Origin of the sequence: Croceibacter atlanticus HTCC2559, from assembly GCF_000196315.1 — a bacterium.
In the GTDB taxonomy this organism is placed as follows: Bacteria; Bacteroidota; Bacteroidia; order Flavobacteriales; family Flavobacteriaceae; genus Croceibacter; species Croceibacter atlanticus.
The window spans coordinates 1717595-1740859 of record NC_014230.1; the positions used below are offsets into that span (position 1 = coordinate 1717595).

Consider the following 23265-nt stretch of genomic DNA (forward strand, 5'->3'; position numbering starts at 1 on the left):
TTAGTCTTTGTTTTTTATTTGATTGTCTATAAGCTTTTTTAAATCTTCTAACTCTTCTTTGCTCATGTTGGCTTCTTCGGTGAAAAATGAAGCAAATTGAGAAGCAGAGTTATTAAAGAACTTCTTTATCATCCCATTCATTTGTTTCGAGAAATAAGCGTTTTTCTTTACTAAAGGAAAATACTCACGAGATCTGCCAACCTGCGTATAGCTTACAAACCCTTTGTCTTGTATACGTTTTAATAGTGTAGCAATAGTTGTGTTTGCTGGTTTAGGTTCAGGATACGCTTCTAAAATATCCATCATAATGGCTTTTTCCTTTTTCCAAAGGATCTGCATAACCTCTTCTTCTGCTTTTGATAATGGTGTCATAATTCTTATTTGCTCTACAAATGTAGAATAAATATTTAATTCTACAAACGTAGAGATAAAAAATATTACAATAAAAAAGCCAGCTGTATAAAACAACTGGCTTTTTCAAGGTATATAAGGTAAGATTAATCTACCGCATCTTCTACATCATCTGCAACATCTTCTACTTCATCTCCTAAAGATTTCTCTTCACGACAGCTAGTAAAACCTGATGCCATTAATCCTAACATAAATAAACCTAGTCCTATTTTTCTGAAATTCATTTTCATAATTAAATATTTAAAATTGATTAGTATTAGTTATTAAAGTCGTCTTCCTGTAGCTAACCTATAAAGAATAGCAATTACAGCCAACACTAATAAAATGTGTATTAGGTTACCAACAACGTCTCCAAATCCGAAATAACCTATTAACCATCCTACTAAAAGGATTACGATAATAAGCCAAATTAAATCTTTCATAATAATATGTATTAGTTAGTACTGTCTTAAAGATAATTATAAATCTTAAACAAAAATTTCAATTAAGATTTGTTTAACTAGACTTTAGTAGTTTTCAGGATGTTTCATAATATTTTGTGCTCTTTCTTTTATTTCTATAAGGTCTTTTTTACTTTTTTTATCTAAGAGTGATAACATCATAGCCATCCTATTATTGTTCTCAAAAAAGGGCCTTTTATCATCTAAGAAATTCCAGTATAAGCTATTAAAAGGGCAAGCGTCTTCTGTAACTGTTTTAGAAACCTTATAAGCACATCCTTTACAATATTGGCTCATTTTATTTATATAATTACCGCTACTAACATATGGTTTTGTTGCTATGATACCACCATCTGCAAATTGAGACATACCTCTTGTATTGGTAATTTCTACCCATTGTATTGCATCAATATAAACTCCCAAATACCAATTATCTACGTCATCTGGATGCGTTTGGGTTAATAGGGCATAATTGCCAGTGATCATTAACCGTTGTATATGGTGTGCGTAAGCGTGATCTAAACTTTGCTTTATACTATGCTTTAAGCATGACATTTTAGTATTACCTGTCCAGTAAAATTCTGGTAATGCGTTAGTGTTCTCTAAGCTGTTTTTATTTTCATATCCTGGCATTTCTTTCCAGTACATACCTCTCATAAACTCGCGCCAACCTAATATTTGTCTAACAAAACCTTCTACTTGGCTTATATCTATTTGCTCTTTGTGTTCATAATAGTAATCCAAAACTGTATTTATAACTTCTTTAGGGCTAAGCATCTTAGTATTTAGTGCAAAGCTTAACCTGCTATGAAATAAATAAAATTCATTAGGATGCATAGCGTCTTGATAGTCTCCAAAATGTATTAATAGATTCTCACAAAAGTATTCTAGCACTTTTAAAGATTCTTGTCTATTTGTAGGCCAATTAAAGCTTTTGGAGTCTATAGCTCCAAAATAATCTATGTTAAAGCTATCAAGTAAATTAATAAGTGCTGATGCGTCTTTACTAAAAGTTTTGGCTTTAGGAATTGCTGGTGATCCTTTCCAGGCTTTTCGGTTTTTCTTGTCAAAATTCCAACTGCCGCCTTCAGGATTTTTAGAATCTTGCATAAGTATGCTATGCTTCTTACGCATATCTCTATAAAAATACTCCATCACAATCTGTTTCTTGCCTTTGTAAAATGACTGCAACTCGTTTCTTGTAGTATAAAAATGCTCTGTGTCTTTAACTGCCCATTGTATGCTTAGCGATTCGCAAAAGGTTTTTAATTGCTTGTCTAACCTATATTCATCTGGTAAGAGGTATTCTAAATTTTCAAACTCTTCCTTATTTATAAGTTGTTGAAGATTTTCTGTTAGACACTGAGTATTTTTTGGGTCATCCAATGTATAATAAATAACATTATGACCTTTAGACTTTAAAAAATTAGAAAATGCTTGCATACTTAGAAAGAACCCTACAATTTTCTGAATATGATGTTTCACATAATTGGTTTCTTGTGTCATTTCAAACATCACATAAGTAACATTAGCATTTACATTGGTAAACCAAGAGTGTTCATAGTTAAGTTGATCACCTAATATTAATCGTATTGTTTTCATTTTTAAGTTTTAAAACAATTCATCATTTAACCAAAGTTTCCTATATTCTCTATTAGGGTCGTAGCGCTTGGCTTGTAGTTGTATGTTAAACTTTCGGTCTCTTGGGTCATTTCCAACACCTGCATTGTACATCCAGTTTCCATAATTACTATGTACATCATAATCTATTAGAAGACTCTCAAAATAACTTGCGCCAATACGCCAATCTTGTTGTAATTCTTTAGCCCAATAGCTGGCTACATTTTGCCTACCTCTATTACTCATCCAGCCAGTTTCCTTTAGCTCTATCATATTGGCATTTACAAAATCGTATGGAGTAGTCCCATTTATCCATTGTTTTAAGGCAGATTTTGATTTGTTCCAATTATAATCTTTTGATAGTATACCATTCAACTTAAAAATTGAATTGCCATACTTTAAAGAGATATACATAAAATAGTCTCTCCAAATAAGTTCGAAAATCATCCAATAGGTACTTTGATTTTTTTTGACCTTCTTTTCATAGTCTTTAATATCCCAATAAATTTGCCTTGCAGAAATACTACCGTTAGCTAGCCAAGCAGAATATTTTGAGCTGTATTCTGAACCAATCATACCATTACGTGTTTCTTTATAGGATGCTATATGGTTGGTGTCCCAATGATATTCGTTTATACGCTTTAGTCCTTCAGTCTCACCACCTTTATATGGAAATGCAGTATTGGGATGCACTGTAAACTCACTTAGGCCAAAATCTTTTAACTTTGGAATTGCGTAGTCTTCATTAAGAAGGTTTGTTTTAGGTAAATTTATTTCTAAGTTAACAAGTGGTCTTACAACAGCTTTCTTTTCGCAAGCTTTTCTAAATGCTGTATAAATCTTAGGAATCTCATTAATAGAGGAAAACGGAATGTCTTTAGGATGAAATAAGAACTGATCATAATAGGAGTGAAGTGTTACTTCAGAAGTCTTAATACTTTCTTTTACTAAGTGTTCTACTTCTTGCTCTTCTTGCGTCCACTCCTTTTGGTAATAAACTGCACTTATATTATGATTCTTTACAAGTGTGGAAATGCAATGTTCTGGTTTAGTTAAAGAAACAACCAGTGTTATATTTTTTTCTTTTAATGTTTCTTTTAGATTTTTTATGGTTTCAATTAAAAACTGTGCTCTATATGGTCCTGTTTTTTTAAATCCGAATGTTGTAGTTGTAAAATGCCTAGGGTCAAAACAATATACAGCAATAACAGGGTTGTTATTAGCAACCGCGTGGTTCAATACTGCATTATCATTCACTCTTAAGTTATTCCGAAACCAAATTAGATGTTTCATTTTTATTTGTTTTTCCTGCACTTCTCACTACAGTAAATTACAGATTCCCAATTTTTCTCCCATTTTTTTCTCCACACAAAATCTAATTTGCAAACAGGACAAGTTTTATAAGGTAGGTTAGATTTTTTGTGAGCCATACTATAAAATAGAAGTTACAGTTTCATTAGGTCTCGAAAAGCTTAAACGATCAATAATCTTAGGACTGGCATAGGCATCCAAACCATTTACAGTCACAGTTTGCGCAGCTTCCAAATTAAGCCAACCATCTTTACTTAGTATTTGGTCGCCAATATAAATATGTTCAATTGCACCTATAATATGCTTGCAACCATTCTCCTTAATATCATATTCATTAATAAATTTACAGGCAATTTGTATTGGACAGTCTTTTACAAAGGGTGCCCAAAAATTATCCTTGTATTCTGAAACAAGATTTGTTTTAGAATATTCTGAAATATCTCCATCATATTTAGCAGAAGTATGATGTGCATCTTTAACAATAGATTGGTGTATATGGTTAACTGTAAAGTATCCAGTTTTTTCAAGATTGTCATACGTGTTGCGCTCTACAGTTGTGGGTCTTAAAATAAAACCAAGTAGAGGTGGATTACTACTTAAATGTGTAACCGAACTAAAAACAGCAACATTCTCAATACCATCTTTAGACTTTGTTGAAATAAGATTGGCAGATTTAAATCCTGTACAGCTGTTTATAAGGTTAGCTCTATATATTTTGTCTAGCTCTAAAAGCTCATTTAATTTAAAATTGGGCATAAAAAAAGAGTCAAAAGTTAATTTGACTCAATATATAAATTGTTTAATAATATTTAATATAAATTAAACAAAATTATTGCATTTGAAGCTTATTAAATTTCATTTCATAGGCTTCAATAGCTTCTTTAATAGCATCTACATTATCTGATGCTTTTTGATGTGCACTTTCCATAGACTTCTCAAGATCCTTATCTGGATTTTGAAATAAATCTGTAATTACATGATTTATCTTATCTATAATGCTCTCTTGGCTATTCTTAATATCTTCAAGTTTATTAAGCATTCCCTGCATTTCATCATATTTTGCTTGTTCCATGAGTTCTGTATTGTATTTTTAATTCTCTTCAATTTAAACAGAAATAGAGGCAAAACTGTCATATTTAACTCATTTTAGCTTCAAATTAGGTTTTTTTTAAAGTTTTTATATAAAAAAAAGCCAATCTAATAAAGATTGGCTGTTGATATAAATATTAGATGTCTTAGTGAGCATTCTCTTTAATTAGCTCAGGAAATTTAGCCTTAAATCGTTGATATCTTGGTTTAGATACATTTTGTATATAAGGATGTTCTGGATGTAGTTTCTCATAATTTTGATGGTAATCTTCAGCTACCCAAAATTTTTGAAAAGGATATATTTCTGCAGCTACTGGTTTGCTTACTGTTTCGGCAACTTCAGCTTTTTTCTCTTCTAAAATTCTCTTTTCTTCAGCATTCTGATAAAATAGGATACTTCTATATTGGGACCCATTATCTGGTCCTTGTCCGTTTACTTGAGTAACATTTTGAGATCCAAAATACACATCGACTAATGTTGAAAAGCTTACAATGCTAGGATCGTATATTACTTCCACAGCTTCTGCATGACCAGTACGTCCTGTATTACTAGCTTCGTATGTTGGGTTAGATGTATGGCCACCACTGTATCCAGAGATAACATCTTCTACACCTTTAACACTTTCATAAATGGCTTCTACACACCAAAAACAACCACTAGCAAAATAGGCATGCTCTAAGCCATTATTAGTTGGTACTGTAACAGGATCTACATTAATTACTTTTTGTTGTGCTTCTGAAGGTTCTGTTGTTTGTCCTCCACACGTTGATAAACTTAACGCAAGTATTAGTGTTATAAATTTCATAGATAAATAAAGGTTATTGTTTTACAAACTTACCTTCAAGGTTTTTCTTTCCAAGAATAGCATAGTCAACAGCTAAGTCGCCATTTACACTAAAACCTTTCCAATCTAACGTTAAAGTATTGTTAGATGTCTGTGTTAATACGGCAATTGGTACCGTAGTATCAAAAGTATTAAATGGCACCTTTTTGTCTGAGGTGTTACTTGCTAAGCTGTCATAATACATATTAGTTGTTCCATTTTCATTTTTATACCGTACGTTAATTGTAATACCTTCTTTATCTATACAAAGTGGCGTAGTTGCATTAAAACTTAAGGTTAACGTATTGCAACCTGTTTCTGCATCTTTATTTTCAAGATTAATATAGGTGCCAGCATTTACTTCTGAAGCAGTATTTGTAGTTTCTGAAGTATTGCCAGATGTTTCTGAGCCTTGTGCACCAGTTTCAGATTCACTGGTTATAGATGTACTTTCATTAGGCATTGCATTAATTTCTGCGTTTTCTTTTTCTGTATTCGATTTGCAGGATACTATTAAAAGTATGCTTAATATGGTTATTATAGTTTTCATGATATTGTAGTTTATTATACCTAAAGATAGTATACAGCTAATGAAGTGTTGTGAAAGCGGTGTTAATCTTTAGTATATGAGACGTCGAAGTAATTGCATAAAAAAAACGCTTTACAGAAATGTAAAGCGTTTTTTTTATAATTTTAAAAAAGTGTTTTATGCAGAGATACCATCAAATAATTCGTGCATTTTTTCTTTTTGCTCATTAGCCAATTGCTCGTCTACTAAGATACGTCCAGAATGCTCATCTGTAATGATTTTCTTACGACCTGCAATTTCCATTTGCACTTGTGGTGGTATTGTAAAGAAAGAACCTCCAGAAGCACCACGTTCGATAGGTACTACAGCTAATCCGTTTTTTACATTTTCACGAATACGCTTATAAGCTTTTACTAAACGGTCTTCGATATTTTTCTCGTACTCTTCAGATTTCTTAATTAGAGCAACCTCTTCCTTTTCAGTTTCCTTTAGGATATCATCTAACTCATTTTTCTTATGAGTAAGGTGAGATTCACGCTCTGCCAAACGTTCTTTGGTTTGGTTTATAACTTCATTCTTTTGCTCAATTTGAGCCTTGTACTCTCTAATGTGCTTTTCAGCAAGTTCAATTTCTAATTCTTGAAATTCAACTTCTTTGCTCAATGCATTAAACTCACGGTTATTACGTACGTTTTTTTGCTGCTCAGAGTATTTCTTTATAGAAGAGTTAGATTCTTCAATCTTATTTTTCTTCTCTTTGATTTCAAAATCGATAGACTCCAAATCTGAAGTCATCTTTTCTAATCTCTTGTTAAGTCCAGCGACTTCATCTTCTAGATCTTCAACTTCCAATGGAAGCTCTCCACGTACACTGCGAATCTCGTCTATGCGAGAATCAATTAACTGCAAATCGTAAAGTGCTCTCAACTTCTCTTCTACAGTGACTTCGGTTTTCTTTGCCATAGTTATAAATACTTGATAGGATTGGTATTTGTCTTTGATAAAACGGTTGCAAAATTAGTGAATTTTTTTGTGATATAGGAATGTAATAGCTCTTTTGTAAACTGTTCACTCTCATAATGTCCTATATCTGCCAAAAGTATGCTGTCTTCTGCTTGGTAAAAGTCGTGATACTTTAAGTCTGCAGTCACATATGCATCTGCTTGTTTGCTCTTAGCAGCACCTATTGCAAATGCACCGCTACCACCTAAAACAGCAACTTTCTTAATTGGTGTTCCAATGATGCTGGAATGTCTTACAACACCACAATTAAAGGTGCTTTTTAAAGTCTTTAAAAATTCATCTTCTGTAATCGCATCTTTAAACTCTGCAACCATACCCATTCCTAAGTTTTGATTTTGATTCTCTAAAGTTGTTATTTCATAAGCAACTTCTTCATAAGGATGTGAGCTAAACAAAGCTTGTAATATTGCGTGTTGTATGTGCTTATTATAAGTGACATTTATTTGAATTTCTTTTTCACTATGCGTGTTTCCTTTAGTGCCAACAACAGGGTTGCTGTCTTCATTGCCGTTAAATGTTCCAACACCTTCAACATTAAAACTACAATTATCATAGTTTCCTATGCTACCAGCACCTGCATTAAACAATGCCATTCTTACAGTATCTGCAGAGGAAATAGGCACATAGGTAACTAATTTTTTAATGCTGCTTGTCTGTGGGATTAAAATTTGTCTGTTTATTAATCCTAATTTTTCACACATCATAGCATTTACACCAATAAAGCTATTGTCTAAAGCTGTATGTATGGCGTAAATAGCAATATCGTTTTTAATAGCTTTTAAAACAGTGCGCTCTACATAGTTTTTGCCGGTTAAGCTTTTTAAACCCTTAAAAATAATAGGGTGAAAGCTTACTATAAGATTGCATTTGTTTTTAATTGCTTCATCTACTACAGCTTCTAGAGTATCTAAAGTTACAAGTACTCCAGTAACTTTTGTTTGTTTTTGGCCCACAAGAAGACCTACGTTATCAAAATCTTCTGCGGTTGCTAATGGTGCTAACTCTTCTAAATGAGAGATGACGTCTTTTACAGTCATGAAATTCCTTTTCACAAATATAAAAATTATACTTTCGTAGTCTATGAAACTGTTACGAAACCTACTTTATCCTTTTGCTTTGCTTTATGGCGGTGTTGTTTGGATTAGAAATAAGTGTTTTGATTGGGGCATTTTAAAATCGCAATCATTTAGCATACCTGTAATTTGCGTAGGTAATCTTAATGTTGGCGGCACAGGAAAAACACCAATGATTGAGTATCTCATAAGGTTACTTAAGGACTATTATAACGTTGCTACTTTAAGTAGAGGTTATAAACGAAAAACTAGTGGCTTTAAAGAAGTTTTGGTTACAGATACGGCAGGAAGTGTAGGAGATGAACCACTACAATTTAAACGAAAATACAAGACTATTAAGGTAGCAGTAGATGAAAAAAGAGTAAATGGTATTACCGAACTTTTAAAACTGAAGGCTGCTCCAAATTTAATTTTACTAGATGATGCTTTTCAGCATCGGTATGTAAAAGCAGGTTTTAATATTATGCTTACGTCTTATAATGATCTTTTTATAGATGATATTATGCTGCCTACAGGTAATTTAAGAGAACCTAAAAGTGGTGCGCGTAGAGCAGATTGTATAGTGGTAACCAAATGTCCTGAACATTTATCTGTAACAGAAAGAACAACACTTACCAATAGGTTGCAGGTGCGCAAAGACCAGCCAGTTTACTTTTCTTTTATTGCATATAGTGATAAAATATATAATGCTGTTGAAGAGCGCTATTTAAAAGCCTTAAATGCAGATACATTTACTTTGGTAACAGGAGTTGCAAATCCGTTACCATTAGTAAATTTCTTAGAAGCAAACGGTTTAAAATTTAATCATATCAACTTTCCAGACCATCACAATTTTAGTAGTACAGATATTGAAAGTTTGAAGCAAAAAGGATTAATTCTTACTACAGAAAAGGATTATGTGAGATTATCTAAGGATTTAGAAGCTTCAGATTTATTTTATCTGCCTATAGAAACTAAATTTTATAATGAAGAGCATTTTAATGCTAAGTTAGCGGCTTATCTGCAGCGTTAAGTGCGAGTTTTATAGTTTCAAAAAACTCTTCTTGTTTAAATGGCTTAGGGATTATAGCAGAAAACCCATTATCATAAAACGCCTTGCCATCATCTTCAAGAGTAACTGCGGTAAGTGCAATTATTGGAAGAGTAGAGTTAAATTCACGAATTTGTTTTGTGGCTTCAATACCGCCAATTCCAGGCATATGTATGTCCATTAAAACCAAATCGAACTCCAGTTCGTTACAAACAGCAACTGCTTTTTCTCCATTATCTGCAACCACACAAGTAGCACCATTTTTCTCGAGGATTTTACGTGTGATCATTTGGTTAATCTTATTATCTTCAACAACAAGAATATGTCTGTTATCTAGTCTTAAAGACTCAATTTTAGTTGGGCTATCTTCAATGGTCTTGCTGGCAGAAATTGCTTCAGAATCTTTAAGATTTTCTTGTCCATCGCTTGGCATGGTAAGTTTTTTAATATCTTCTAAAGGGATAATTTCTGGTGTGCCTTCTTGTATTTCAGGAATTTCAAAAACAATATCAAAATAAAATTTAGAGCCTTTACCAATTTCGCTTTCTAGTTTTATGCTGCTTCCCATAAGCTTGAGAATTTGTTTTGTGATAGACAGGCCAAGTCCTGTTCCTCCAAACTCTCTATTAATATCCAATGAGCCTTGAGAGAAGTTCTCAAAGATTAATTCTTGTTGTTCTTTTGAAATACCTAAACCATTATCTTCTATTTCAATTCTTAAATTAGTTGCCTCTGAGGACTCAGAATTCTTGATAACGCGAACCCAAATATCACCATTCTTGGTAAATTTAATAGCATTACCTATAAGGTTTATAAGTACTTGAGACAGCTTGATTGAGTCGCCATTTAAAAGGTTAGGAATCTGATCATCAAACTCAAAATGAACCTTTACATTACTTTTATTGGCAGAGTAGTTTAATGCTGTAATTACTTCTAAGATTCTTTTCTTAAGATTAAATTTATCGACGCGTAAGCCAGCTTTATTAGCTTCTAATTTGTTTAAGTCCAGTATGTTATTAATTAAAGAAAGTAAATAATCTCCTGAAAATTTAAGCGAATTTAAGTGTTGCTTTTGCTCTTTTGTAGGGTTTTCGCCCAACAATAAATTTGTTAATCCTGTAACTGCATACAGTGGCGTTCTAAGCTCATGCGTAATGGTAGATAAAAATTGTGCTTTTGCACGTGTTGCTTTCTCAGCTTTCTCTTTGGCTTCCTTTAGTTCGTCTCTTTGTTTTAAAAGTAATACGTTAGCCTTATCTCGTATTTTATTATTCTTGTAAAGTGAAAGTGTTAGTAATGAGAGAATTGTAATAAAGGCAATACTTAATAATGTAATTAGTGTATTTAGTTTTATGTCTTTTTCTTGCTGTAAGTTAACCTCAGAAAGGTTGGTAATTACTTCATCTTTTTCTTCTAATTTTCTTAGGGCTTCCTCATCTAAACTTATGTTTTTGGAGCTTAGGCTTAGTTCCTTATTAATTTCATTACTTATGGTAAGGTATCTTACAGCTTTTTTATCGTCATTTAACTGCGAGGAAACTTGACTAAGGAGCAACGCTGTATCTGCTTGTAAATTCTTGAACTTGTAACGCTTTGAAATCTCAAAACTACGTTGTACGTTTTTCTCTGCAAATTCATAATTAAAATTAGCAAAATGAGATTTCCCTATAAGGTAAAGTGCTTGTGCATAAGGGTACTTGTCTGGAGAATCACTTAAATCTTCAATAGCCAGATTTATAACCTCTATTGCAGTAATATAATCACCTTCTTCATAGGCAATTCTTCCTTTTTCTTTAAGGACATACGCTTTGTTTAAAGGGAGTTGTTCTTCTTCGAAAATACTCTCGGCAAGATCCAGATAATCTTTTGCTCTGCTATACTTTCCTTGTAAGATAAAAAGTTGTGCATACTCTCTGTAAGCTATACCTAAATACTCTTTGTTTTTAAGATCTCTGTACTCCTGTATTGCTCTAAGCATATTAACCTCTGCAGCAGCATAATCTTTTTGGATGCTATATAGTTTGGCTACAGCTACACTAGTATTGGCTATGAGAAAACTGTCATTAAGTCCTTTGGAAAGGTATAGCGCTTCTTGAAGGTTGTTTTGAGCTTCTTGTACACTTTGGTTTTTAGACCTATTCACCAATGTGTTTATCTTAATCTTGATAGTCTCCTCATTAGTTAGCAACTTTTTAGTTTGGCTAAACGAATGGGAGAAAGTAAGAAGTAAGAGTAAAATTAGGGTGTAAAGGTGCTTCATCGTTATAAATATAATTTATTTCGATGAAATGCAATAGATTAAGTCAATTATTCGATTGGAATAGCCACGTTCATTATCGTACCAACCTATTAGCTTTACAAGTGTGCCGTCTATAACAGATGTCATTTGCGCATCGAACGTACAAGAATAAGGAAGACCAATAATATCTATTGAAACAATTGGATCTTCAGTATAACTTAATATATTTTTCAAATTGGTTTCAGAAGCTTTTTTAAAAGCTTCGTTAATTTCCTTTACAGTTGTTTTTCGCTTCACATTTAAAGTCATATCTGTAAGAGAACCATTAGGAACAGGTACTCTAATACCGCAACCACCAATAGCATGTTCCAAATCTGGAAATATTTTAGTAAGCGCTTTTGCAGCGCCAGTAGTTGTAGGAACAATAGATTGTCCTGCAGCTCGCGCTCGTCTTAAATCTCTATGGGGTTGATCATGTAAACTTTGGTCTGTAGTATAAGAATGAACCGTAGTAATGTAAGCTTGTTCTACTTGGCATAAATCGTGCACAACCTTAAGCATAGGCGCCGCATTATTGGTAGTACAAGATGCATTAGATATAATTTGCTCTGTACCATCTAATAAATGGTTATTTACACCTAAAACAATAGTTTTAATATCATCTTCAATTGGAGGTACAGAAAGTATTACTTTTTTTGCGCCACCAGTTATGTGGTTTTGTAAAAGTTCTTTTGTTTTAAACTTTCCAGTACATTCTATAACCACATCTGGTTGATATAGTGCCCAATTTATAGAGGAAATATCTGGCTGGTTTGTAAAGGGAAATTCAACGCCATCAACAACAACTGTCGTGTCATTTATAACTGAAACAGTTCTGTCTAACCTTCCATGAATACTGTCGTATTTTAATAAATGAGCCAAAGTGTTTACGTTGGCCAAATCATTTACTGCAACAACTTCTATTTCTGGATTATCAAGCAAAAGTCTAAAAAGGCTTCTGCCAATGCGACCAAAACCGTTTATGGCAATTTTAATTGGAGTCACAAGCGTTTACGTTAAGTGCTTTTGAGCTTTGTATGAAGATCTTACTAAAGCACCACTTTCTACGTGACGAAAGCCCATTTCTAAACCAATTTCCTCGTATTTCTTAAATTGATCTGGAGTGATAAATTGTTTTACAGGTAAATGCTTTTTACTTGGTTGTAAATACTGTCCTATGGTTACAATATCTAAGTTAACAGCTCTTAAATCTTTAAGGGTTTGTATAACCTCGTCTTCAGTTTCTCCTAAACCTAACATAATACCAGATTTAGTACGCTTAATACCTTGATCTTTTAAGTATTTTAAAACACCTAAACTACGTTCGTATTTTGCTTGTATACGTACTTCTCTAGTTAAGCGTTTTACAGTTTCCATATTATGAGAAACAACTTCTGGATTAACGGCTATTATACGATCTATATGCTTTTCAATCCCTTGAAAATCTGGTATTAATGTTTCAAGTGTTGTGTTAGGATTCATACGTCTTATGGCATTTACAGTCTCTGCCCATATGATAGATCCCATATCTTTAAGATCATCTCTATCTACACTTGTAACTACGGCGTGCTTAATGTCCATTAACTTAATAGAACGTGCCACTTTCTCAGGCTCATCCCATTCAACTGTATCTGGTCTACCTGTCTTTACACCACAAAACCCACAAGAACGTGTACAGACGTTTCCAAGAATCATGAATGTAGCTGTTCCTTCACTCCAACATTCGCCCATATTTGGGCAACTTCCTGATGTACAGATAGTGTGAAGGTCATATTTATCTACAAGACCTCTTAGTTCTTTATACTTTTTTCCTGTCGGTAATTTAACTCTAAGCCATTTTGGTTTTGGCTTTGGTTTTATAACTGAAAGTGTTTCTGTTTGCATTATGCAAAGATACAATTTATTGTATAGAAATAGGAGTAGAGTGTAGCTTTGAACTTAGATTGTAGAGTTGAAAAATTCTCTATAAATTATACTTGTAAATACGTCTAGACTTTGTTAGTTCCTGAAGTAATTATATCTGCTAGAAGTTTACGTGCTCTAAGTAATTTAACCTTAATTGTATTTATGGGTTCATCAATAGTTTCAGCAATTTCTTTATAGCTTAACTCTTGAAAATATCTTAGCATTATAATATTTTGATAGTCTGGTTTAAGCTTCTTTATATTTTGTAGTAATAAGCTAAGGTTTTGCTCTTTAATAAGTTCATCTTCTGCAGAAAGTGTGTTGTCTGCCAAGCTGTTAATCTTTTTATTTTCTGCTTTAGATGTATTTGTTACAACTGCGTTATTTTCCTTTCTAATAATATCAACATGAATATTCTTAGAGATAGTAGTAAGCCAGGTTTTAAACTTATAGTCTGAGTTGTATGTACTCAACTTATCAAATGCTTTGGCAAAGGTTTGTATGGTAATATCTTCTGCTAAAAATTCATCTGAGGTTCTTTTTAGCTGAAACCCATAGATATAAGACCAATACTCATCTAATAATTTTTTGTAGGCAGATTGTTTACCGGTTTTTGCCAGAGTAATTAACGCTTCAATATCTGTGTGTGCTAGTCCCAAGACTTAGGTTTTGAAACAATATTAGTGATAAAAAGACAAGCCTGCACAGATAACAATAAGATTTCTAAAAGTGGAAATATTAATAATAGAGCACTTTCGTGTAAAGTTTTGAAAGTTTTATATAAGATGAATCCTTGTATAAGTTCTCTAACTAAAAAAAGAGAAATGACAACTATTGAATACGGCTGAATAATTAGTAGAGAGATGCAAAACAACCAAAATAATAGCTGACTTATATAAAACCCTGCTAAAATGGTTTTAATCTTAAAAGAATACCTATTTGCAGTAGTAATATGCCTGCGCTTTTGGTGAAACCAAGCTTTTAAACTTGCTTTAGGTAAACTAGTTGTAAATGAAGCCTTGTTTAAACTTATTGCAGTGTTTGTTTTCGTTGAAGCTTCTGCAATAAATAAATCATCATCTCCAGACGCAATATGCTTATGAGAATTAAAACCCTTGTTGGCTTTAAAGCAAGCTTTAGTATAAGCTAAGTTTCGGCCAACACCCATATAGGCATTATTGTGATGCGCCATTCCAAAATACTGAAGGGCAGTTATTACCGTTTCATACCTAATTATTGAATTTAAAATGCCTTTCTCTTTCTTATAACCACTATACCCCAAAACAATAGTATGATTTTCAGAAAAATTTTGAGTCATATGCTGTACCCAATACTTAGATTCTGGCTTACAATCTGCGTCTGTAAATAATAGGTGATTATAAGTCGCTAATTCAATTGCTTTTGAGATTGAAGCTTTTTTTCCAAGACAGTTAGTATTTTTAATAATACGAAGTTCTGGGAACGCTTGCTTAACATCTAAGAGAACGTTTTGAGTATTGTCTGTTGAGCCATCATTAACTACAATAACTTCAAAAACAGGAAAGACTTGGTTGCAAATAATGGGTAAAAATCGTTTTAGATTTTCAGCTTCATTTTTAGCGCATATAATAATACTAGTAGGGTAGTGTTCTCGTTTGTGAAATGCTGTAAACGACGTAAAAGTAAATTGACCTAGGTATATATAGCATATACTATTTAGGAGAACTATAACTGCAAAAGCAATAAGTAATGCAGTGTAAAACACCTTTATTTAGTGTGTTCTGGTTCATTACAGTTTTCAAATTGATCTGGAGTCTTACCACAGAAACCACAAGAATCTCCTTCCTTATTTAAAAAAGGACTTTGGCTAGCACAAGTACCAGCAAATTTACCATCTTTTTTAGCCCAAATTTTTATTGCAATTCCTGCAACCGCTAAAGCTAATAATACAAGTGTGAGAAGAATTAATTTCATTTTGCAAATTTACAAAATACAGCCATGTAACTCAAACAAATTAGGCTTTTTTAGTTGTGAAAGCCTTTACACTATTTAACTAAACTTTAATTTTCGTTTTGTTAGGAGAGTCAAATCTATATCTATATTTGTGCTATAAATTTAAAACATAATAAAATGAAAATCAATAAATTATTACTTCTTGGTGCCTTAGCTACCTTATCTTTTACAGCTTGTAAAAATGATAAAAAAGCTGAAGAGGAAGCTGAGAAAATGGAAATGGAAGCTAAAGCAGAAGCTGAAGAAATGAAGATGGCTGAAGAAGCTAAAATGGCCGAAATGAAAAAGAAAGAGGCAGAAGAAACTAGCATTGCTGCAGTAGCAATGAATTCTGCAGATCACACAACTTTAGTTGCAGCTGTAAAAGCAGCACAATTAGATGTGATGCTTAAAACTGAAGGTCCTTACACAGTATTTGCACCTTCTAACGATGCTTTCGACAGATTACCAAAAGGAACTGTTGATACCTTATTAAAACCAGAAAACAAAGAAAAATTAACTGATGTATTAAGCTACCACGTAGTTCCAGGAGATGTAACATCTGCTAAACTTACAGAGTTAATTAAAGCTAACAATGGTTTTTATATGCTTAAGACTGCTAACGACGGTGAGTTGAGAGCTGAAATTAATAATGCTGGTAACATTACACTTACAGATGGTAGAGGTAAAAAATCTACAATTACTGCTGCAGATTTAGATGCATCTAACGGTACAGTACACGTAGTGAACACAGTAATGATGAGAAGCTAAGTTTTAGCTAACATTCAAAACATTAAAAAGGTCTGCAATTGCAGACCTTTTTTTAGTTATAAATATTTACTTCAGGTTCTAAACGAATGCTGAATTTTTGGTAAACAATATCTTGAACCTTCTTTGCTAAGTTTAAAATATCTTGACCACTTGCATTGCCATAATTTACCAAAACTAAAGCTTGGTTTTTATGCACGCCAGCATCACCTTCTCTAAATCCTTTTAATCCACTTTGGTCTATTAACCAACCTGCAGGCACTTTTACAAATTCTTCACTAACTGGATAACTTGGTAAATGCTCGTGATTGGCTTTTAGCGTTTTAAATGTGTTAATTGGTATTATTGGATTTTTAAAGAAACTACCACTATTACCTAATACATTAGGATTTGGAAGTTTAGAAGACCTTATGGCTATTACAGCATTAGATACATCTTGTATTGTAGGTTCAGTAATTTTGTTACGCTCAAGCTCTTGCTCTATTATTCCATAATTTGTTGAAAGTAGATGAGGTGCCTTATTAAGTTTAAACCTTACTTTGGTAATTATATAGTCTCCTTTTAGTGACGTTTTAAAAACAGAACTTCTATAACCAAACTCACAATCTTTTTTAGAGAATGTTTTAGTTACTAAAGTCTGTTTGTGTATTGCATCGCAACTCACAAAACTATCTTTTAACTCAACTCCGTATGCACCAATATTTTGAATTGGAGATGTGCCTACATTTCCGGGTATTAATGATAAATTCTCTAAACCGCCTAAATTTTTATCAAGTGTCCATAACACAAACTGATGCCAATTTTCACCAGCAGAAACATCAATAGTCATAGAAGTGTTGTCCTCACTAACTATAGTTTTTCCTAAGAGATTTAAATGTACAACAGTATCTTCTATATCTTCAGTTAACAGCATATTGCTGCCGCCACCAAGGATAAAAAGTGTTTCAGCATAATTTTTCTTCAACACAGAAATTAGCTCATCTTCTGATGTTACAGATATAAATGATGTTGCATTTACATCTATACCAAATGTATTATAGGATTTAAGAGAAACATTATGCTGTAAGTCCATACTTAGTTTGGGTACACCTCAAGTGCTTTTTTAAGGATGTTTACAGACTTTAATAAATTGTCTTCATTCAGTACGTATGCAATTCTTACTTGGTTTAAGCCAGTGTTTGGTGTAGAGTAAAATCCAGATGCAGGTGCTACCATTACTGTTTGTCCATCTACATCAAAATCACTCAATAACCATTTTGCAAAATCTTCAGCATCTTTTACAGGTAATTCTGCTATGCAGTAAAATGCACCTTTTGGTTTAGCAACCTTTACACCATTAATATCTTCTAATGCATTTACTAAAAGGTTACGACGGTGTACGTATTCTTCAATTACATCATCAAAGTATGATTTAGGTGTTTCAAGAGCAGCTTCTGCAGCAACTTGTGCAAATGTTGGTGGACTTAATCTTGCCTGAGCAAATTTTAATGCTGTAGACATAAGTTCTTTGTTTTTAGAAACCATACACCCAATTCTTGCACCACACATACTGTAACGCTTAGAAACAGAATCTATCATTATAGCATGGTCTTCTAAACCAGGCTCACTCATAATAGAATGGTGCGTATTACCATCATAGGCAAATTCACGATAAACTTCGTCTGCAACAATAAACAAATTATGTTTTTTAACCATTGCAGCTAATTGCTCAATCTCTTCTTTAGTGTATAAGTATCCAGTAGGATTTCCTGGATTACATATAAGAATAGCTTTTGTTTTTGGTGTAATAAGCTTTTCAAATTCTGCAATAGGAGGTAATGCAAAGCCATTATCTATAGATGATTTCACTGGTACTACTGTAACTCCAGAGGCTGTTGCAAAACCATTGTAGTTAGCGTAAAAAGGTTCAGGAATAATAACTTCGTCACCAGCATCTGCTATACTACCCATAGTAAACAATAAAGCTTCAGAGCCACCAGTGCTAATAATAATATCTTCTGCAGAGACATTTATATTGTTAGTCTTGTAATAATCTGCTAATTTGTTTCTATACGATTCAAATCCTTCAGAAGCACTGTAACTTAAAATTTCAATACTATTATTTTTAATAGCCTCTAAAGCCACATTTGGTGTCTTTATATCTGGTTGCCCAATATTTAAATGAAAAATATGTTTTCCATTTTTACGAGCAGCATCAGCGTAAGGCATTAACTTTCTAATTGGCGATTGTGGCATCGCTAACCCTTTTTGAGATATAGTAGGCATGGTGTGTTTTATTGTTTTTGCAAAGGTATCAATACACAAGCCTAATAGCAATTATCCATGCTTTTTTTGTAAATTACTAGAATGATATTAAAACAACATCTCTTACTTTGCTTGTTTCTCACGTTTGCAACTATTGCAAAGTCTCAGGATGGCTTTGTACTACAAGGCACAAATCAAGATAAAATAGACTTTGAATTTGTTAGAAACCTAACGATTGTACCACTTACTATAAATGGAAAGGAACTGTCTTTTTTGTTAGATACAGGTGTGAAAAACACTATGATATTTAGCTTAAAAGCTAATGATTCTTTAGAGTTGAATTCTGCTGAAAAAATTAAACTTATTGGTTTAGACGGTGAAACTGTTGTTGATGCGGTAAAATCTACAGGAAACACTGTAAAGTTAGGAAAGGCAGTAAATACTAATCATAATATTTATGTGGTTTTTGATCAAGAATTAAACTTTTCTACCCAACTTGGGGTGCAAGTTCACGGAATTATAGGATATGAATTTTTTAAAGATTTTGTGGTAGAGTGTAATTATATTTCTAAAGTTATTAAAGTATATGAGCCAAGTGCTTATAATGTTAGGAAAAAATGCAGAGGTTGTACAGCACTTTCTGTAGAGTTTGAAAATAATAAACCCTATATAAATGCAGAGGTGCAAGTTGGCGGAAACGTTGTTACCACAAAATTATTAGTTGATAGTGGCTCTAGTGATGGTTTGTGGTTGTTTCACAACTCTTCTGAAGATCTAAATAAGCCTACCAAAAGTTTTAGAGACTATTTAGGTTTGGGGCTAACAGGAGATATTTTTGGAGACCGTAGTAAAGTAAAACACTTAAAACTAGATAAGTTTAAACTAAAAAATGTGACAGCTGCCTATCCAGACACTTTGGCATTATCTGCTCAAGCTATTACAAATGACAGAAATGGAAGTTTAGGGTCTGAAGTATTGAGACGCTTTAAAGTTGTGATAGATTATCCGCGTGAACGTATTCTTCTTAAAAAAAATAAAGATTTTTATGATGATTTTACTTATGACATGAGTGGATTGGTTATAGCTCATGATGGCTTTTCAGTATATGAAGATAAAGTTGTCTTGCGTCCTAAAGATGAGTCTGATAATAAAAAGGAAATAAATCTACTTAATAACTCTCAAGCAAGATATAATAATTTTTCTAAGAAGAAAGATTCAAAAATTAACTTAAAGACACACTATGAGCTAAAGCCTAAATTTGTAATTAAAAGTATTAGACCAGATTCACCCGCAGAAAATGCAGATTTAAAAGTAGGTGATATTGTCGAAACCATTAATGGGAAACCAGCTTTTAAGTATACACTTAATGAGTTAAATGAAATGTTTTCCTCTCAGGAAAATAAAAAAATAAAATTTACAATATCAAGGTTTAATTTAAAATTTAGCCGAACAATGGTTCTTAAGAGTAGATTGTAATTAAAAAAAAAAGCCACGATATTAATCGTGGCTTTCAAGTCTATGTGATTAAGTGGTTATTTTCTAGGTGTTGTTTTTTCTAGAACACTTTTTCCACCATTTTCTTCTGCTAAAATAGTCCCTTTAATTTTTAAAGGTAATGTTGGGTTTTCTGCATCATTAGAGTAAACTGTAATGGTCTTTCTAATAGGACCTACACGCTTAGTGTCATATTTCACTTTAATTACACCAGTTTTTCCAGGACCAATAGGTTCTTCTGGTTTTTCTGGAATTGTACAGCCACAACTAGAATATACACGATTTATTACTAATGGAGCATCACCAGTATTGGTAAACTCAAAAGAGCGAACACCATCACTGCCTTTAGCTATTTCACCATAATCTATAACATCGCTTTTAAATTCAATTTTAGCTCCGTTTTGTGCTTGCACAGCATATCCAATAAAGAATACCAATGCAAGAGTCATTATTTTTTTCATAATAGTTCTTTTTAGAAGAAGGGTAAATATAAGGGCTATGTTGTTATTGTGCAAAATCTGATTATTAACAAATTCTAGCCTTTATAATTCTTCAAGTTATAAGTACTTTTGTAGTTATTCCAAAAACAATACCAAACTATGGCATTAGCCTCTAAATACGACTCGAAAGCAACAGAAGATAAATGGTACGACTACTGGATGAAAAACAACTATTTTCATTCTGAAGTAGATGACCGTGAACCTTATACAATAGTAATACCGCCACCAAATGTAACAGGTGTTCTGCATATGGGACACATGTTAAACAACACAATACAGGATGTTTTAATACGCCGTGCGCGTTTAAAAGGCTTTAATGCATGTTGGGTGCCAGGTACAGATCACGCAAGTATTGCTACAGAAGCTAAAGTTGTTAACAAACTTAAAGAAGAAGGCATAAATAAAAATGACCTTACTAGAGAGCAGTTTTTAGAACATGCGTGGGAATGGACGCATAAACACGGCGGCATTATCCTAGAGCAACTAAAAAAACTAGGAGCATCTTGTGATTGGGAGCGTACTGCTTTTACTATGGATGAAGATTTATCTAAATCTGTAATAAAAGTATTTGTAGACCTTCATAATAAAGGACACGTATATAGAGGTTACCGTATGGTAAATTGGGATCCTCAAGCAAAAACAACATTGAGTGATGAAGAGGTTATACATGTTGAAAAAGAAGGGAAGCTATTTTATCTAAATTATAAGATAGAAGGCTCTACAGATGTATTAACAATTGCTACAACACGACCAGAAACTATTTTTGGAGACACTGCAATTTGCATAAACCCTAATGATGAGCGTTTTACACATTTAAAAGGTAAAAAGGCAATTGTTCCTATTGCAAATAGAGTGATTCCTATTATTGAAGATGAATATGTAGATGTAGAGTTTGGAACGGGTTGTCTTAAAGTAACTCCTGCGCATGATGAGAATGACAAAATGTTAGGAGACAAACATAACTTAGATGTTGTTGATATTTTTAATGATGATGCTACTTTAAACAGTAACGGCTTACATTACGAAGGTAAAGATCGTTTTGTTGCACGTCGCGATATTGTAAAAGAATTAGAAGAATTAGAAGTTTTGGTTAAAACTGAAACACATATAAATAAAGTAGGTACTAGTGAGCGTACGGGAGCAGTAATAGAGCCTAAGTTAAGTGACCAATGGTTCTTGAAAATGAAAGAATTGGCACAACCTGCTTTAGATGCTGTCTTGGAAAAAGAGGTGGCATTAGTTCCAGAGAAGTTTATTAACACTTATCGTCATTGGATGGAAAATGTACGCGATTGGAATATTTCTCGTCAACTTTGGTGGGGACACCAAATTCCTGCGTACTATTATGGAGATGCTAAGGAAGATTATGTGGTTGCAGAAACAAAGGAAGATGCTTTAAAATTAGCTAAAGAAAAATCTAATAACCAAGATCTAAAATTAGAGGATTTAAGACAAGATCCAGATGCATTAGATACATGGTTCTCTTCTTGGTTATGGCCTATGAGTGTCTTTAATGGTATTTTAGAACCAGACAATAAAGAAATAAACTACTATTATCCTACCAATGATTTAGTGACAGCTCCAGAGATACTTTTCTTTTGGGTGGCACGTATGATTATTGCAGGTTATGAGTATCGTGGAGAAAAGCCATTTAATAACGTTTACCTTACAGGAATTGTTAGAGATAAGCAACGCCGAAAAATGAGTAAATCTTTAGGAAACTCTCCAGACCCATTAATGCTTATAGATAAGTATGGTGCAGATGGAATACGTGTAGGTATGCTTTTATCTTCTCCAGCCGGAAACGACTTAATGTTCGATGAAGATTTATGTAAGCAAGGTAGTGGCTTTGTAAACAAAATCTTTAATGCTTCAAGATTAATATTAGGTTGGGAAGTAGATGAAAATAAAGATCAGCCAGATTATGCTAAAACAGCCATAGATTGGTATGAGGCAAAATTCCAGAAGGCATTGGTAGAGTTGGAAGATCACTATTCTAAATATAGAATGAGCGATGCTTTAATGACTACATACAAACTTATTTGGGATGATTTCTGCTCTTGGTTCTTAGAAATGATAAAACCGCCTTATGGAGAAAAGATTGATGGTACTACGTTTAAAAGTGCAGTTTCTATTTTAGAAAATAACTTAAAGGTATTGCATCCATTTGTTCCATTTATCTCTGAAGAAATTTGGCAAAATATAAGCGAACGTTCAACTGATGAGGCTTTAATAATTTCTAAATGGCCAGAACAATATGATGTAAACGCTTCGATAATTGAAGACTTTAATAAAGTAACCGAAGTAATTTCTGGTATACGTACAATTAGAAAAGAAAAGAACATTTCTTTTAAAGATACTATTGAAGTAAAGGTTATTAATACTGAAAAGCTTTCAGATAAGTACAATAGCATAATTGCTAAAATGGGTAATTTATCTTCTATTGAAACAGTAAATGAGTCGGTTGATGGTGCTTTATCATTTAGAGTAAAATCTAATGAATATTTTATTCCTATGGCTGGCGCAATAGATGTTGATGCAGAAATTGAGAAACTAAAAGCAGAGTTAGACTATACAGAAGGATTCTTAAAATCTGTAAAGAAAAAACTTTCTAATGAGCGTTTTGTAAATAATGCACCAGAGCAAGTAGTTGCAGTTGAGAAGAAGAAGCAAAGTGAGGCAGAAGCTAAGATTGAAACTATAAAAGCCAGTTTAGCAAGTTTGCAATAAAGGTATAGTTAATAACATAAAAAAA

25 protein-coding genes are annotated in these 23265 nt (G+C 32.9%); 4 read left to right on the forward strand and 21 right to left on the reverse strand.

The genetic code is table 11. The features are described from left to right. From CA2559_RS07710 to CA2559_RS07755, 12 genes are all read right to left on the reverse strand, one after another. Nucleotides 1–372: a BlaI/MecI/CopY family transcriptional regulator gene (locus tag CA2559_RS07710; RefSeq protein ID WP_041241157.1), complete on the reverse strand. Its 372-nt coding sequence runs from the start codon at nt 370–372 to the stop codon at nt 1–3. A 125-nt stretch (nt 373–497) separates the two neighbouring features. Next, nucleotides 498–641 (reverse strand): hypothetical protein, encoded by a 144-nt coding sequence (locus CA2559_RS13820; RefSeq protein WP_013187303.1) that lies wholly within the window; start codon nt 639–641, stop codon nt 498–500. A 33-nt stretch (nt 642–674) separates the two neighbouring features. Further along, complete coding sequence (locus CA2559_RS13750) at nt 675–833, reverse strand: lmo0937 family membrane protein (protein ID WP_013187304.1); 159 nt, start codon at nt 831–833, stop codon at nt 675–677. Nucleotides 834–917: 84 nt separating this feature from the next. Then, nucleotides 918–2453, reverse strand: coding sequence for a cryptochrome/photolyase family protein (locus CA2559_RS07720; protein WP_013187305.1), 1536 nt, complete (start codon nt 2451–2453; stop codon nt 918–920). A gap of 9 nt (nt 2454–2462) precedes the next feature. After that, complete coding sequence (locus tag CA2559_RS07725) at nt 2463–3764, reverse strand: DASH family cryptochrome (RefSeq protein WP_049787200.1); 1302 nt, start codon at nt 3762–3764, stop codon at nt 2463–2465. Between the two features lie 2 nt (nt 3765–3766). Next, nucleotides 3767–3901: a DUF2256 domain-containing protein gene (locus CA2559_RS13690; protein WP_013187307.1), complete on the reverse strand. Its 135-nt coding sequence runs from the start codon at nt 3899–3901 to the stop codon at nt 3767–3769. A 1-nt stretch (nt 3902) separates the two neighbouring features. Then, nucleotides 3903–4538: a flavin reductase family protein gene (locus CA2559_RS07730; RefSeq protein WP_013187308.1), complete on the reverse strand. Its 636-nt coding sequence runs from the start codon at nt 4536–4538 to the stop codon at nt 3903–3905. A gap of 73 nt (nt 4539–4611) precedes the next feature. Continuing rightward, nucleotides 4612–4854: a hypothetical protein gene (locus CA2559_RS07735; protein ID WP_013187309.1), complete on the reverse strand. Its 243-nt coding sequence runs from the start codon at nt 4852–4854 to the stop codon at nt 4612–4614. Nucleotides 4855–5017: 163 nt separating this feature from the next. After that, nucleotides 5018–5677, reverse strand: a complete 660-nt coding sequence (msrA, locus tag CA2559_RS07740) for a peptide-methionine (S)-S-oxide reductase MsrA (protein ID WP_013187310.1) — start codon at nt 5675–5677, stop codon at nt 5018–5020. A gap of 13 nt (nt 5678–5690) precedes the next feature. Next, complete coding sequence (locus tag CA2559_RS07745) at nt 5691–6245, reverse strand: hypothetical protein (protein WP_013187311.1); 555 nt, start codon at nt 6243–6245, stop codon at nt 5691–5693. 156 nt (nt 6246–6401) lie between these two features. Then, nucleotides 6402–7187: a zinc ribbon domain-containing protein gene (locus CA2559_RS07750; RefSeq protein WP_013187312.1), complete on the reverse strand. Its 786-nt coding sequence runs from the start codon at nt 7185–7187 to the stop codon at nt 6402–6404. A 2-nt stretch (nt 7188–7189) separates the two neighbouring features. Then, nucleotides 7190–8284, reverse strand: a complete 1095-nt coding sequence (locus CA2559_RS07755; protein WP_013187313.1) for a Nif3-like dinuclear metal center hexameric protein — start codon at nt 8282–8284, stop codon at nt 7190–7192. Nucleotides 8285–8327: 43 nt separating this feature from the next. Here CA2559_RS07755 and lpxK point away from each other — a divergent pair, with 43 nt between their 5' ends. Beyond that, nucleotides 8328–9332 carry a tetraacyldisaccharide 4'-kinase gene (gene lpxK / locus CA2559_RS07760; protein WP_013187314.1) on the forward strand — a complete coding sequence of 335 codons (1005 nt, stop codon included), beginning with the start codon at nt 8328–8330 and terminating at the stop codon, nt 9330–9332. On the opposite strand, the gene CA2559_RS07765 is transcribed toward lpxK, so the two are convergent. From CA2559_RS07765 to CA2559_RS07790, 6 genes are all read right to left on the reverse strand, one after another. Next, a complete protein-coding gene (locus CA2559_RS07765; protein ID WP_041240957.1) occupies nt 9304–11610 on the reverse strand; it encodes a hybrid sensor histidine kinase/response regulator in 2307 nt (768 codons plus the stop codon). The genes lpxK and CA2559_RS07765 overlap by 29 nt on opposite strands. A gap of 15 nt (nt 11611–11625) precedes the next feature. After that, nucleotides 11626–12633, reverse strand: coding sequence for a type I glyceraldehyde-3-phosphate dehydrogenase (gene gap / locus CA2559_RS07770; RefSeq protein WP_013187316.1), 1008 nt, complete (start codon nt 12631–12633; stop codon nt 11626–11628). A gap of 6 nt (nt 12634–12639) precedes the next feature. Continuing rightward, nucleotides 12640–13512 carry a lipoyl synthase gene (gene lipA, locus CA2559_RS07775; RefSeq protein WP_013187317.1) on the reverse strand — a complete coding sequence of 291 codons (873 nt, stop codon included), beginning with the start codon at nt 13510–13512 and terminating at the stop codon, nt 12640–12642. A gap of 104 nt (nt 13513–13616) precedes the next feature. After that, complete coding sequence (locus CA2559_RS07780; protein ID WP_013187318.1) at nt 13617–14192, reverse strand: RNA polymerase sigma factor; 576 nt, start codon at nt 14190–14192, stop codon at nt 13617–13619. Beyond that, nucleotides 14183–15277, reverse strand: a complete 1095-nt coding sequence (locus CA2559_RS07785; protein ID WP_013187319.1) for a glycosyltransferase — start codon at nt 15275–15277, stop codon at nt 14183–14185. The genes CA2559_RS07780 and CA2559_RS07785 overlap by 10 nt, the downstream gene beginning before the upstream one ends. Nucleotides 15278–15279: 2 nt before the next feature. Then, on the reverse strand, nt 15280–15486 hold the full coding sequence (locus tag CA2559_RS07790) for a hypothetical protein (protein WP_013187320.1): 207 nt from the start codon (nt 15484–15486) through the stop codon (nt 15280–15282). 156 nt (nt 15487–15642) lie between these two features. On the opposite strand from CA2559_RS07790, the gene CA2559_RS07795 reads away from it, so the two are divergent. Continuing rightward, a complete protein-coding gene (locus tag CA2559_RS07795; protein ID WP_013187321.1) occupies nt 15643–16275 on the forward strand; it encodes a fasciclin domain-containing protein in 633 nt (210 codons plus the stop codon). A gap of 52 nt (nt 16276–16327) precedes the next feature. Here the strand turns inward: CA2559_RS07795 and murB are convergent, their stop codons facing one another. Together murB and CA2559_RS07805 are read right to left on the reverse strand one after the other, a co-directional pair. Continuing rightward, nucleotides 16328–17344, reverse strand: a complete 1017-nt coding sequence (gene murB / locus CA2559_RS07800) for a UDP-N-acetylmuramate dehydrogenase (RefSeq protein ID WP_013187322.1) — start codon at nt 17342–17344, stop codon at nt 16328–16330. Between the two features lie 2 nt (nt 17345–17346). Continuing rightward, nucleotides 17347–18537, reverse strand: a complete 1191-nt coding sequence (locus CA2559_RS07805) for a pyridoxal phosphate-dependent aminotransferase (protein WP_041240958.1) — start codon at nt 18535–18537, stop codon at nt 17347–17349. 81 nt (nt 18538–18618) lie between these two features. Between CA2559_RS07805 and CA2559_RS07810 the strand changes: the two genes are divergently transcribed. Then, entirely contained in the window at nt 18619–19992 is a 1374-nt protein-coding gene (locus CA2559_RS07810; protein WP_013187324.1) for a retropepsin-like aspartic protease, read from the forward strand. Between the two features lie 56 nt (nt 19993–20048). On the opposite strand, the gene CA2559_RS07815 is transcribed toward CA2559_RS07810, so the two are convergent. After that, nucleotides 20049–20471, reverse strand: a complete 423-nt coding sequence (locus CA2559_RS07815) for a DUF1573 domain-containing protein (protein WP_013187325.1) — start codon at nt 20469–20471, stop codon at nt 20049–20051. Between the two features lie 138 nt (nt 20472–20609). Here CA2559_RS07815 and CA2559_RS07820 point away from each other — a divergent pair, with 138 nt between their 5' ends. Beyond that, nucleotides 20610–23240, forward strand: coding sequence for a valine--tRNA ligase (locus CA2559_RS07820; protein WP_013187326.1), 2631 nt, complete (start codon nt 20610–20612; stop codon nt 23238–23240). The last annotated feature ends 25 nt before the right edge of the window (nt 23241–23265 follow it).